The sequence below is a fragment of the Cupriavidus laharis genome (assembly GCF_914271435.1).
GTDB classification, from domain to species: Bacteria; Pseudomonadota; Gammaproteobacteria; order Burkholderiales; family Burkholderiaceae; genus Cupriavidus; species Cupriavidus laharis.
Map to the genome: position 1 here is coordinate 64,521 of NZ_CAJZAI010000012.1, position 12,066 is coordinate 76,586.

Consider the following 12,066-nt stretch of genomic DNA (forward strand, 5'->3'; position numbering starts at 1 on the left):
GAGCGTTCCTGCGCGAAGTTGAGATGGAGTCCAGCCTAGCGATTGGCCGGGCAAGTCAAGTTCCGGTCGCCCTGATGGAGCGCCGTGCAGCCGGTGCTGGCAGTTGAACCGCGGCCAGAGGTTCCGCTGTCGGCACCCATTCAACGATAGGGATGCCACTTTCCCGGTAATGAGCGCGCTTCTGCGCCGTCCGCTGGTCGTACTCGGGTTGCCCGGCGAGACCAAGCACTTCGATCACCGTCTCGGGCGCGGTGTCGGTCAGGCGGAAGTCGGGGTGGATGGGTGCATTGTCGACATGCCGCAAGGGCTTCTCGAAAGCGCGACCTTCGCCCACCAGGCGATCCGCCATTGCGGCCTCATACGAAGAATCGCAGGGGATGAACTGCACGTTGGCCAGCATCGCTGCCGCGTCCATCACATTGAGATAACCCTGCCGAGACTTCTCGAAGACCAGCACAACGACACAGCGCAGGTCCTCGCGGCCGATGCCGGTGAGGGCGATCTTGTATTTTTGCTGGAACTGCTCATAGAGTTGGGTGGACAGGAAGTACCAATGCCGGGCCTGTCGCAGCTTGAGTTGACCGCCGTGCGGGCTGGGTCGAAGCACATCGACCTCGCCGAGGATGAGGCGACGCTGGTAGCCGTCCTTATCGATGCTCGCGCCGTCATGAAAGGCCTCCAGCTCCGCCGCCAGGTCAGCCTTGCGTGCCTCATCCCACCGCTCCATGATGTGAAGGACCTCGCTCCCGGGGCGGCCATTAATCTTGCACTCGGCCATCTCGGCCACCAGTCGCGACCAGCAGGCATTCCAGCCACGGCGTCCGCGGCCCGGCCAGATGTGAAGTCCTGCGGACTGCCAGGCGTACTGCAGGAAGCCGAGCAATGGTGCGGCGCGCCGCTGAGTACGAGTAGCCGAAGTTGATGACTGGCTGGGCGATTTCAGGCCGCCTGCAGCGACTTTCAACGCGACGTCGAGCCGCATGTCATGGATGCCGCCGGTGAACTGGAAGGCGTCGCGCTTCGTCGTGGTGCCGTTCAGGCGGGTAGACCGTTCGAGGAACGGGCAGCCCTCACGATGCGGTCGCGGGTCGTCCGGCCAGCGTGCCAGGATGAAGATCTTGCCGTGAGCGCGAACCACCAGCTTCGGCCTTGGTGAGGTCATGTTGCAGCCGCATTCCGCGTAACCGCGGAGCTTCTTGGCAAATTCCAGCTGCCGCGCATAGTCCGCGGGGAATTCAAGAACCTTTTCCAGGTCCAGTTCGTCACTGCCGATCCGAATCGTGGTCATTCGAGTTCATTCCTCTGGAGGTAGGTCAAACGCTTGCATCGCGGAACACCGCTTGCAGGCTGTGATCGATCCTCGAAATGTCGAGTGTGTGCTGGGCCCGGGTCAGTGCGACATAGAGCAAGCGCTTCTCGTCGGCGGCCAGCGTTTCGCGACCGTCGTCCTCGCGGCGAAAGCGGAAATCGTCGGCCAGGGTGACGGTGGGCCATTCCAGGCCTTTGGCGCGGTGCACGGTCGATACGACGTAGTCGGCCTGCTCCTCCGGAGCGATGGCGGCCAACAATTGGCGCAGGTAGGCGGGGCCTTGCTCATCGATGAGCTTGACCAGCGGCTGTAGGTCCCGCCCGGCGAAGGATTCGGCGTATTCCTGCACGTCGCGCCAGTTTTCGAAAAGGGAAAGGGCGGCCGGGTAGTGCGTGCGCTGGCCGGCGCGCAGGCGCTCCGCGCCGTCGATGAAGGCTACTAGCTCCTCCTTCTTCGTCCGGGCAGCGACCCTGTCGCCGCGTTGCAGGCCCTCGGCCACCGTGGCAAGCAAGGTGGTGTTCTTGCGGCACAGGATGGCGTTTGGACGAATTTCACCGGGCGCTGCGTGCCGAATGACACGGGAGGGGAGAGCGGCCTGCCCACGTACCGGAACGTCCTCATCCATCAGGCACAGCATGCGGCTGGCAAGCTTTGCGATGGCGTTACCGAACCGGAAAGACTCGGTGAGTCCCTTCATCGGTGCCCTAATGTGGTCCATCGCGTTGACGGCGCCGCGCCACTCGTAGATTTGCTGGTACGGATCGCCCACGTAGACGACTTGGGACGACTGCCCGCGTAGCACCGACAGCATCAACCCATCGGCGTCCTGGGCCTCATCGAACAAGATGAAATCGGCCGGGATGCGCGGACGACTGAGCTGCCAGAGCTTGACATACGTCGCGTGACTGACGGCGGCCACACCCCTCGGATCGATGCTCTCGCGCCAAAGCGTTTGCACGTGTGGAAGTAGTTCCTCGCGAAGCGCTTCGGCCAACTCCTCGTCGATCAGAGGGTCGACCGGGATATGCCATGCCTGGGGCTCGGCCTGCGCCGACGAGCAGAAGCGCGCCACGCCGTCCATCACCATGCGGCCCAGTTTGCCGGTGGTCAGTTCGACGGTCTTACCGATGGTCGTCGGTAGCTTCAGTGGGCCAAGGCCGTAGCGCATGGCCATGCTGTGGGCGGGCTCCACCGGGTAATTAAGCTTGCGCGTAATTTCCTGGGAGGTCGAGCCGAACGCAAGCGAATGCACGGTCCGACAACGCGTGTTTGCGGGGAACTTGCGCTGGGCTTCCTGGGCGATGTCCTTGTTGAAGGCCAGATACAGGCCGCGTGCGCGCGGCCGGGCCTCAGACGCCATCCGCAAAAACGTCGTCTTGCCGGCGCCGGCGTAGGCTTTGACCTTGAGCGGGCCGCCGGCGGCCACTGCGCCGACCGCTTCGGTTTGTTCCTGAGTTGGCCGCATGCTTAGACAGGCAGTGCTTCCTGCACCGGCGTCGCAGCGACGCGGGCAGTGCGTGTGGCATCGTATCGGGCTTCGCAATCTGCGACGCGGCGCGCCTGGTTGCCGCTTTCCACGTCCACCATCCAAGAGAAGTACGTGGAGGTGGTCGGGCCCGCCCATGTGGCCCACTTGGTGCGGATGACGGCCCTCACTTCCTCCGGCTGGGCGAAAAAGATGCGGCGCGCGTCGCGCCAGCACTTTGCGTGGAAGGAGCGCATGCTTTGCTCAAATGATTCCCCACGCGCGGTACGGCGTGCCAGCTCCGCATCCACCGAATGCTGCTCGGCAGCCACGTGATCGGCAAACAGTGGATAGCGGTCACGCTCGCGGGCCTGCTTGCGAGCAAACGCGGCTTGCCGGCGGGCAATGAAATCGACCGGATTGTGGCGTTCGTAACGAGTGAAGCGCATGGTATCGATTGGGACGATGTGGCGATCGATTTAGCTTATCGACTCCGCGGCAGAGTCAAGGCTGCTTCTGGACCCATCGCGGCAAGCACCATTTTCGGGGCGAAGAGGCACGAATCGGCCGGCGAAAGGCGTATGATTTCGCTCGTCTTTCGCCGAATAGCGCATATTTCAACCAAAGTCTCCATGAAGGAAGTCAACCTCGGTAATCGGCCGCGCGACGAGCGAAATCACATCGCCCCGGGCGAGCCGCTTTACCGCGAAGTCGCCACCATTGATGCACTGACCTACCGGCGCCTGCTGGATCGGGTCTTCTGGCACCCGCCCGCCGACGTGTTGCGCTTTGAAGTACGCGCCATCCCGTCGGAGAAGGGCAGTGAGTACACGGTCACAGCGATCATGGGCGGCCTGGGCGAGGTCTGGTTCGATGCCGATGCTGTTCCCGCTCGTTGGGATGCCATTTCGACGTTCGAGTTGTCGTGGTCGCTATCGCAACTGCACGCGGCGCAGCACGGGCTGGACCTGCGAGGCTTTGAGAAGCCCGGTGGCAAGCCGGGGAATGAGCGCATGCCGGACTATTCATCGGTCCAGGACCCCGCCGAGGTCGCGCGTCATCGATGGAACGTTGTGAACCGGCTGCGCAAGGCGGAAATCACGTTGAAGTAAAGGTCGGGGACTTTATCGCCGGCCGGCTTTGCGCTATTCTGCGGGCTACTTCCGCGTCTCAGACGCATCGACCTGCCGACCCGTCGGCACACAGCTTTTTTCACCCGTTGGGGCTTTGTCCCCACGGGGCATGGCTCCATCTTCCGTTTGGAGCCATCATGCCCGTCATTCACGCTCGTGAAACGTGTGCCAAGAACGCGAGCATCAGCCAATCGATGTTCGCGATGCTTTACTGAAGATGAGGGCCGGCCCCTCGAAGTCGGCTTGCAGGAGCAGGCTTCAAACCGCCACAAGCTGCGTGGGTAAAGAGCCCTCGTGGTGAGCGTTGTTGGAAAAGTCGGGGGGAAACCCCGGCAGGTGAGAGTCAAAGAGACGAACGTGAGTGAACCGCTGATGACGTGTCGTAATCGTGATAATCGATGTCAAAACCGGAGGGGTTTCATGCTCCGGGACGAGTTTGGGCGATGCCTGCTGACGGCCCATTCGGCATCCGGCATAAAGGCGGCGTGCCTTTGACTCAGGCTTCAGTAAGGAACTTGGGAACCTGTCGTCCCGATGCAAAGGGAGAAATCCAAGCGGAAGGCCTCCGCAAGGATGAGAGTACTGATGCGGGGCACAGGGGCGGAGACGTCCGTAGTAGGGCTGAAGGTCCTGTAATGGGGCTGGACCGAAGGGGCGTCATCGTCTGGCTTTGTGCTGCGGGCAACCCGCAAGGGGAGGACCCGCATGGATAAAGCAAAACCGTTTTGTATTTCCAAGCGCGAGGTGTGGGAAGCATATCAACAGGTGAAGGCCAACCGTGGGGCGGCGGGCGTGGATGGACAGTCGATGAAGGAATTCGAGGCGGATTTGAAGAACAATCTGTATCGGATCTGGAATCGGATGTCCTCCGGCAGCTACATGCCGCCGCCGGTGCTGCGGGTTGACATACCCAAAGCGGGAGGTGCGGGAACGAGGCCGTTGGGAATACCCACGATCTCCGATCGCATCGCTCAGACGGTGGTCAAGCGATATCTGGAGCCGCTCGTGGAACCGGTGTTTCACGGTGACTCATACGGGTATCGTCCCGGACGATCGGCGCATCAGGCGCTCAACGTCACCCGGCAGCGATGCTGGGAGTACGAATGGGTGCTTGACCTCGACATCAAGAATTTCTTCGGTAGTATCGATTGGGAACTCATGATGCGCGCGGTGCGCTGTCACACGGACTGCGCGTGGGTGCTGCTGTATATCGAGCGCTGGCTCAAGGCACCCGTGCAAATGCCTGACGGGGCCGTGGAGTATCCGGACAAGGGCACGCCGCAAGGCGGTGTCGTCAGTCCGGTGCTGGCTAACCTGTTCCTCCACTATGCGTTCGACCGGTGGATGCAGAAGCATCATCCGGACGTGCCATTCGCGCGTTATGCCGATGATGTCATCTGTCATTGCAAGAGCGAAGCGCAGGCGCGGCTGCTCAAGCAGGGGCTAGAGACGCGGCTGGCCGAATGCAAGCTGGATTTGCATCCAGAGAAGACCAAGATCGTGTATTGCAAGCAGGCCAACAGGCATGCAAGCTATCCGCTATGTCAGTTCGACTTCCTGGGCTATACGTTCAGACCGCGAAGTGTCAGAAGTCGGGTGGGTAAGCTGTCGGTTGGCTTCGTGCCTGCAGTCAGTAACAAGGCTGCAAAAGCGATGCGGCAAGAGTTGCGTCGCCGCAGTGTGTTGCACCGCTATGACTTGAGTTTGACTGAGTTGGCGGACCGAACGCGTCCGACGTTGCTTGGTTGGATTCACTACTACGGTCGATTCTATCGGTCTGCGCTGGGGCGGGTGCTGCTTGTGCTCGATGCCGCACTGGTCCGCTGGGCGCAACGGAAGTACAAACATCTCCGCGGTCGTAAGCGGCGTGCAGCGGCATGGTTACGAGACGTCAAGTCTCGGCAGCCGGGCCTCTTTGCGCACTGGGCCGTGGAGACCTCGGTTGGACGATAGGAGCCGGATGAATCGAGAGGTTCACGTCCGGTTCTGTGAGGGCGTGAGGGTGCGATTCCCTTGCGCTACTCGACTGCCATCGCCATCGCTGCGATGGTTGTCATTCTGTTCGTTGCACTTTTCTTCACTGTCACCACGGTGAACGTCTCTCTGCTTGCCATGCAACTCGCCTCATGCGTGACTATAGGCCTTGCCGTAGCCGCCGCATGGGGACTCATCCGGTTCGCAAAGCTGTCTGATAAGGCCTGAAGGCGGCCAGCATGCAGCCAGAGAATCGGCTCAGCAATACAGCTACGGTCTGAACTGACCACCATTCCCGCAGGAACCCATGGTTCGTGCGGCTTTCATCTTGCCCGGCCGGGAAGCATCCGAGTCGGGCGCTTCCTGATCATTGGGGCCTTGTTCCCAATGGGGCATGGCTCCGCCTTCCAAAGGAGTTGCTATGCGTTACCAGAAGACCATTAACACCGAAGTTGGCCCAGTGCCTTGTGACGAGACTTGTGCCCAAGTCGGTCAACCGAACTACGAAGCGCAGTCGCGATTGGAGTGCGCCGTCTACATCCGGCAGCTCGAGCGTCTCTTCGGCAACCCGGATCCGGCCATCCTATCGTTCGTCCGCCGCGGCTTCCCGCATGACTTCGGTCGGTATCATGAAGTGGTCGCAGTAGTGACCGCTGCCGGTGCTGCGGTATTCGACGAGTCCATGCTACCAATGAACTGGGACCACATCGCGCGCGCCGAGCTTACCTGGCTGCGGATGCATGCTCAGTGGCGTGAGCTTGTTGTGGCAGGTACCGCTGAACTGGCGGACGTTCCGCAATTGTTTCGCAGCAACGAAATTCCCGATTTCCCGGACCATCCGGTCGCGAGCTGGTGGGCAATGGGCTTTGCGCCCATGCCTAGCGGGCCGTCGCTCTGCCTCCATTAACGTCCATCCGGACCCAATTTGACCCCCACGGGAGACTCCCGTGCGGGTGGTCTCCCAGTTCCAGGAGAGACCATATGTACAACGAAATCATCGAGCGCTTCATTGCCGCTCAGAAGGCTGCGCGCGCGGCGTACCTGTCCGTTGCCGCATTCGAACGCGAGGTATTGGGCGACGTCCCTGAGCACTATCGGACGGTCGAGCTGCGTACCGAGTACAAGACGCGGGACGAGATCCGTAAGATGTGCCGGACTCTTGCCGGCAACGTCGTAAATCGCGCCCGGCGCGATTTCGCCCCACCCGGCAGCCGCCTCGACATCAAGGATCACGACGAGCACGATATCGCTGGTTTGGATATCGAAGACGCCTTGAACAAGGGGCGCATTCCCGATATCGACCGTTTGTGGTCGTCCCTGCAAGCCAGGTATCAAGGTGATGGCGGGCGAGAAATGGCATACCGTCAGGCTGCCGCCCGCATCGTCAGGACATTCGGTTTGAACCGCAAGTCCGAAGTGAAGCGCACGGCGTCAGCGATCATCCTTCGCAAGACGGTGCATTCGGAAGCCGTTAGCAGATCCAGCAGCCGACGGGTCGGTCACTACAGCACGCAATTTACCGCGGACTGTCTCTCCGGTCTGGCGACCTTCGCAGGCAAGGCTGGCTTCCCCCAAATCCAGGCGAATCTCAGCCGCGTGAACCTCTATGACCTGACGTATGACTACAGGGAGAAATGGAGCATGCCGGGCCTGGACGTGGTGTTCTTCAAGGACGCGTGGGAATTCAAGTTCTCGCACGAGGTCGGCAACGAGCTGATGCTGTTCGTCGGTGAGTATGGCCAGGAAGCCCTGAGGGAGCGTGACTGATGTACAACGCGCTGATTCAGAAGTTCCTCCGGGCCTCCCCGTCGAACGGGCCTGCCGAGACGAAGAAGTTTTGCCGACGGCTTGTGGCAAACATGATCGAGCGCGCCAGCATTCAGTTTGGTGTCCCGGACATGCCGCTGGCGATTGATGAGACCCGCATTGCTGTCGCAGGCTACCCCAACATCAGGGAAGCAATCGGGGCGGGGATCACTCCGGACCTTGATCGCTTCTGGGATCTCCTGAGCGAGACGTACGAGCCGACGGGTGTCGCGATGGCCTACCGACAAGCGGCAACAACGCTGGTCGACGGGCTGCATCTGACCCATCCCTCATCGATCTGTCGCACGGCGAGAACGGCGCGCATGCGTCTCCTTGCCGAGTCCGAATCGGCTGCCACCGATGGTCGGCCATTCCGACGCTTGACGCCGGTGTCGCTGGAGCCGGTCGGCGCTGTGGTTGCATCGTTGGTTATTGCAGCCAGGCAGGCGGGCGCATGGCCTTTAGCCGGCTGCCTCCGGCAGTTTGACTATGGCGAGCCGTTCCTCGCGCAGCGGCGCAGGACCTTCCCGGAGCTCGATGTCGTTCAGTTCAACGAGTACTGGGAGTTTCGGTTTGACGTCGCACTCGCTGACCGGCTCATGCAATTCGTGAGCCAGCATGCAGGCATTCCAGCCTGTCGGTTTTCCTCATAGTCGCTTGCGACTGCCCTTCAACTGCCCCGTCATCGACGGGGTTTTTTTCTTTATTGGAATCCAGTATGAACCATTGGTACGAGCCCTTGCGGGCCATTGTCAGTCTCGGTTCGCAGGCCGAGAAGATTGCCCACATGGGCGAATTGCACGCGGCGCGCCAGCGCCATCTTTCCCAGTTCTTCACGCCCGATGCTATCGCGCGCTTGATGTGGGGCGTGGTCTGCGGCTGGTTGCCGGAGCGCAAGGTATCCATCCTCGACAACTCGGTCGGGTCTGGCCGCCTGCTGCAGTTCGCGGATCCGGCCAAGTACAGCCTCCACGGTGTGGATGTGCATGCCCCAACGATCGAAGCAGTCCAGCATGCCGTGGAAGCCGCCGGCTTCGATGGCAGTTTTCGGCACGCTGGGATGGAGGAAATCCACCCGAAGCGCTTCGATATTGCCCTTATCAACCCGCCGTTCTCGATCCACCTTGAGTCGCCGCATCTGAAGCCATACGACTGCACCACCTGGGGCCGCTTCGGAGCTAACACCAGCGCCCTGAGCCATGAATATGCGCTGTCACAGGCGCTCGACGCGGCTCAGATCGTGGTGGCGCTGCTGCCGACGACCTTCGTCGACAAGTTCGCCAACCTGATAATCGCCCACGGCGAGCCGTTTAGTGATGCCGCGAGGCGCGTGGTCGGCGTATTTGACCTGCCCACAAGCGCGTTCCGGGAGGAAGGCGCAGAGGTGCGTACCTCCATCGCGGTGTTCGCGCGCTTCCGGATGCGAGCCCGCGATTTCGTGCGGCAAGCCGTGTCGGATCTGGCCCAGCCGCTGCCCGCGCTGGAACTGCAAGCCGACGATCGTCTCTATGGCGAGCCGCGACTGGCCCACCAGTTGCTCGACGACGAAGGGCCCGCCATCACGCGCCCGGTAACCTCGCAGAAACGGGTACGCATCGCGCATGACGGACGGCGCATCGTGTTCGGCTTCGAGTGTGGATTCACCGAGGCCATGGTGCTCAACCGAGTGCTGGAGAGCCGGATCGTGTCGCTGGAGGGCCAACGCCTGCCGCGTGGTTTTCGCTATGCCGGTACTGGTCGGTTGGACCTCGAGACCTATCTGGCGCAGGACGATCCAATCCGTGCGCTCGACCGGCTCATCAAACTGGTGAAGTCTGCGGGCGGTGAGCCGGAGTTCGCGCCGGGCTTCCTCGAGCACTTCCGCCGCCGGCTGCGCCGCAGCGCCCGTCAGGCGCTGCCTCTTCGCCACGCTGTATGGACCACGGGCGCGGGGCAGGCCGACACGATGGTTGGTGCTGCGACGAAGTCTCATGTCGTGGATCCGACCTCGTGGGGTAGCCCGGTCATCAAGGCGGGCCAGGAAGTGCGCTTCGACCGGCTGCCCGATGGCAATTACGCCTACGAGTGCGCAGGAAAGCTCTATTCGATGTCCCTGGATGAGCTTATGACGCGCTTCACCGTTGAGAGATCGGCCCAGGCATGGGAGGTTGTCCACGACGGCCTGCAGCGCCGCTACCCCGAGCAAGCAAACCACTTGCGCAAGCGGCTGCGTGCGTTGGGGATCGATAAGTGGCTGGACTGGGAATTCCAACAGGAGGACCTGGTCGAGCTGCTGCTGAAGCCCAACGGAGCCGTGGCCGCGTGGGAGCAGGGGTGCGGCAAGTCGCGGCTCGCTGCGGCGCTGATTCTGCTGTCCGGGGTCAGGCACGGCCTGATCGTGATCGAGGCCCGGCTGGTGCCAGAGATGCGCGCGGAACTGGCGCTGATCCTGCCGCCAGGCGACGTTCACGTCATCCAGTCGCCAGAAGATCTTGGTGCGCTCGGTCGAATCAACCTGATTGCCTATGAGCGTTTGCGCATGCCGGTATGCCGAGAGGCGTCTCGGCGCGTCACATATGCCCACCGGTTGCGCCGTCGCGTTGGCCTGCTGGTAGCGGACGAGGGCGAGCGGCTGTCGAACCCGGCCAGTGACCAAAGCCGTGCGCTGTGGCAGCTGTCGGCCAGGCGCCGCTACATCCTGACCGGCAGCCCCATTGCCAACTACCCGCGCGACATATTCGGGTTGATCGCTTTCACGGGAGGCGATGGCACGGCGGCTCAGCCCTACGGCTACCGGCGAGGCTATCTGGAAGCCAACTGGCTCGCTACGGTGCAGCACGCCGAGCGAGGCATTGACCGCTTCCGCAACGACTTCGTCGTGCTGGAGTGGGTGACGTGGGAGTTTGCGGAGAGCCTGCAGGATGGGGCGAAGCGCGAAGTGCCAAAGATCGGCAACTTGCCGCGGTACCGGCAAATGCTGGCGCCGCATGTGAAGCGCCGATTGGTGTGCGAACCGGATGTGTCGCGATACATTCAGATCGACCCGCCGGCGGTGGAGGTGGTCGAGACGGAATGGGATCCTGCGCACCTGTCGCTCTACCTCCGTACGGCGGACGAGTTTGCCGAGTGGTACCGGGACATGCGCAAGGTCGTGGGGAAGTCCAACAACCTCATCGCTATCCTGGCACGCATCCGGGCCGTGCACTTCGCCGCCAACTACCCGCAGCATGGGGTCGATGGCGTCGGCGGACTGCGGCAGCTCACCAGCAAGCAGCGCGCCGTGATCGAGCGAATGGAGGAAATTGCGGGCGAAGGCAAGGCAATTCTGTTCGCGGAGAACCCGGGCGTGATCAACCTCATCGCCCGGCACTTGAAGGCGAAGGGCGTTGACACCGTGCCATTCCATGGCGGGATTCCGATTGCGAAGCGCGTGGCCGACAAGGACAAGCGATTCGTGAGCGGTAGCGCCACGGGGCTCCTGTGCACCAAAGCGTCCGGCCGGGCTGGCTACAACCTGCCCAATGCCGACTATGTGCTCTTCTACGACCGCTCGTGGACGTGGCGTATCGAGTATCAGGCGATGCGGCGCGCACTACGGTGGAACCGGAAGGGCCAGCTGAAGGTGGTGTACTTCCATTTGCCCGGAAGCATCGACGTCTACCAGGACCAGATGGTTGCGCACAAACGAGACGCCATGGAGGCGGGCTTGGACTGGGCAACCCCGGAACTGGATGACGAGGCATTCCTGCACATGGATACGCTGTTGGACGATTTTGTGGCCGATCTCGCCATGCTGCACGGCCTCAAGGCCCGGGATCAACGTGAACTTTTGAAGGAGGCCGCATGAAGGCTCAAGGCTGCAGTATCGCCCTTGGCGAAGGCGTGGTGACCGTGAAGCGCCGCGGTACCTGCGGGACCACCGTGGCATCCATCCTGGGCACCGTTGAAGCGGACGGCGTCGAGGTGATTTGCCTGGACCGGCTGGTGCACGGCATCCACGAATCGGAGCTGGACGGCTGGCAAGTCGCCGGCGCCGTTACCACGCTTTTGTCGCGGCCGATTGGCCCACGCCAGCCGATACTCTGATGGCCACGCTGGCGGATCGCAGTACGCGGTCCGCCAGTGGGTCATCGCCGCGCGCTGGACGCGGGGCTATTCGGCGAAAGCGGTAGCAAATTGGTGAGCTTTCGGCGCGCCCTCCCACTGGGAGGGCAATTTTTTGGCTCATCGACGATTTGCGGGGATGACGCGATCGTCTCTGAACGACCCTTCCGAGACGTTGCATAGGATTGGTCGCAATGGCAGCTACTCGGTCAACATCGGTCGTTCATATCGGGTCGGTGTCTGAAGCGTCGCCAAAGCCTGTGCCATCCCTTACTGAATGATGCGTCGAGAGTCAA

Annotated in this window: 10 protein-coding genes; 7 read left to right on the forward strand and 3 right to left on the reverse strand. The window is 62.0% G+C overall.

All coding sequences use genetic code 11. The features are described 5' to 3' along the window. Positions 1-55: 55 nt before the first annotated feature. From LDO29_RS21160 to LDO29_RS21170, 3 genes are read right to left on the reverse strand one after another with little or no spacing between them, the layout of a single operon-like run. Positions 56-1,288 (reverse strand): DUF1173 family protein, encoded by a 1,233-nt coding sequence (locus LDO29_RS21160; RefSeq protein WP_224081702.1) that lies wholly within the window; start codon positions 1,286-1,288, stop codon positions 56-58. Between the two features lie 25 nt (positions 1,289-1,313). Then, positions 1,314-2,774, reverse strand: coding sequence for a 3'-5' exonuclease (locus LDO29_RS21165; protein ID WP_224081703.1), 1,461 nt, complete (start codon positions 2,772-2,774; stop codon positions 1,314-1,316). 2 nt (positions 2,775-2,776) lie between these two features. After that, positions 2,777-3,031 (reverse strand): hypothetical protein, encoded by a 255-nt coding sequence (locus tag LDO29_RS21170; protein ID WP_224081704.1) that lies wholly within the window; start codon positions 3,029-3,031, stop codon positions 2,777-2,779. Positions 3,032-3,088: 57 nt separating this feature from the next. Between LDO29_RS21170 and LDO29_RS21175 the strand changes: the two genes are divergently transcribed. The 7 genes from LDO29_RS21175 to LDO29_RS21205 all read left to right on the forward strand — a co-directional run bounded on the left by LDO29_RS21175 (position 3,089) and on the right by LDO29_RS21205 (position 11,752). After that, a complete protein-coding gene (locus LDO29_RS21175; protein ID WP_224081705.1) occupies positions 3,089-3,886 on the forward strand; it encodes a hypothetical protein in 798 nt (265 codons plus the stop codon). Between the two features lie 726 nt (positions 3,887-4,612). Further along, a complete protein-coding gene (gene ltrA, locus LDO29_RS21180; RefSeq protein WP_224081706.1) occupies positions 4,613-5,860 on the forward strand; it encodes a group II intron reverse transcriptase/maturase in 1,248 nt (415 codons plus the stop codon). Positions 5,861-6,302: 442 nt separating this feature from the next. After that, positions 6,303-6,788, forward strand: coding sequence for a hypothetical protein (locus tag LDO29_RS21185; protein WP_224081707.1), 486 nt, complete (start codon positions 6,303-6,305; stop codon positions 6,786-6,788). Between the two features lie 74 nt (positions 6,789-6,862). After that, positions 6,863-7,648 (forward strand): hypothetical protein, encoded by a 786-nt coding sequence (locus LDO29_RS21190; protein WP_224081708.1) that lies wholly within the window; start codon positions 6,863-6,865, stop codon positions 7,646-7,648. After that, on the forward strand, positions 7,648-8,340 hold the full coding sequence (locus LDO29_RS21195) for a hypothetical protein (RefSeq protein WP_224081709.1): 693 nt from the start codon (positions 7,648-7,650) through the stop codon (positions 8,338-8,340). The genes LDO29_RS21190 and LDO29_RS21195 overlap by 1 nt, the downstream gene beginning before the upstream one ends. Positions 8,341-8,405: 65 nt before the next feature. After that, positions 8,406-11,513 carry an SNF2-related protein gene (locus LDO29_RS21200; RefSeq protein ID WP_224081710.1) on the forward strand — a complete coding sequence of 1,036 codons (3,108 nt, stop codon included), beginning with the start codon at positions 8,406-8,408 and terminating at the stop codon, positions 11,511-11,513. Then, on the forward strand, positions 11,510-11,752 hold the full coding sequence (locus LDO29_RS21205; RefSeq protein WP_224081711.1) for a hypothetical protein: 243 nt from the start codon (positions 11,510-11,512) through the stop codon (positions 11,750-11,752). Before LDO29_RS21200 ends, LDO29_RS21205 begins: the two co-directional genes overlap by 4 nt. Positions 11,753-12,066 lie beyond the last annotated feature (314 nt).

Coding starts and splice junctions, on each gene's coding strand:
- LDO29_RS21190 (WP_224081708.1), top strand. CDS start 6,863: ATGTACAACGAAATCATCGAGCGCTTCATTGCCGCTCAGAAGGCTGCG.
- LDO29_RS21175 (WP_224081705.1), top strand. CDS start 3,089: ATGCTGCTCGGCAGCCACGTGATCGGCAAACAGTGGATAGCGGTCACG.
- LDO29_RS21200 (WP_224081710.1), top strand. CDS start 8,406: ATGAACCATTGGTACGAGCCCTTGCGGGCCATTGTCAGTCTCGGTTCG.
- LDO29_RS21165 (WP_224081703.1), bottom strand. CDS start 2,774: ATGCGGCCAACTCAGGAACAAACCGAAGCGGTCGGCGCAGTGGCCGCC.
- LDO29_RS21170 (WP_224081704.1), bottom strand. CDS start 3,031: ATGCGCTCCTTCCACGCAAAGTGCTGGCGCGACGCGCGCCGCATCTTT.
- LDO29_RS21185 (WP_224081707.1), top strand. CDS start 6,303: ATGCGTTACCAGAAGACCATTAACACCGAAGTTGGCCCAGTGCCTTGT.
- ltrA (WP_224081706.1), top strand. CDS start 4,613: ATGGATAAAGCAAAACCGTTTTGTATTTCCAAGCGCGAGGTGTGGGAA.
- LDO29_RS21160 (WP_224081702.1), bottom strand. CDS start 1,288: ATGACCACGATTCGGATCGGCAGTGACGAACTGGACCTGGAAAAGGTT.
- LDO29_RS21195 (WP_224081709.1), top strand. CDS start 7,648: ATGTACAACGCGCTGATTCAGAAGTTCCTCCGGGCCTCCCCGTCGAAC.
- LDO29_RS21205 (WP_224081711.1), top strand. CDS start 11,510: ATGAAGGCTCAAGGCTGCAGTATCGCCCTTGGCGAAGGCGTGGTGACC.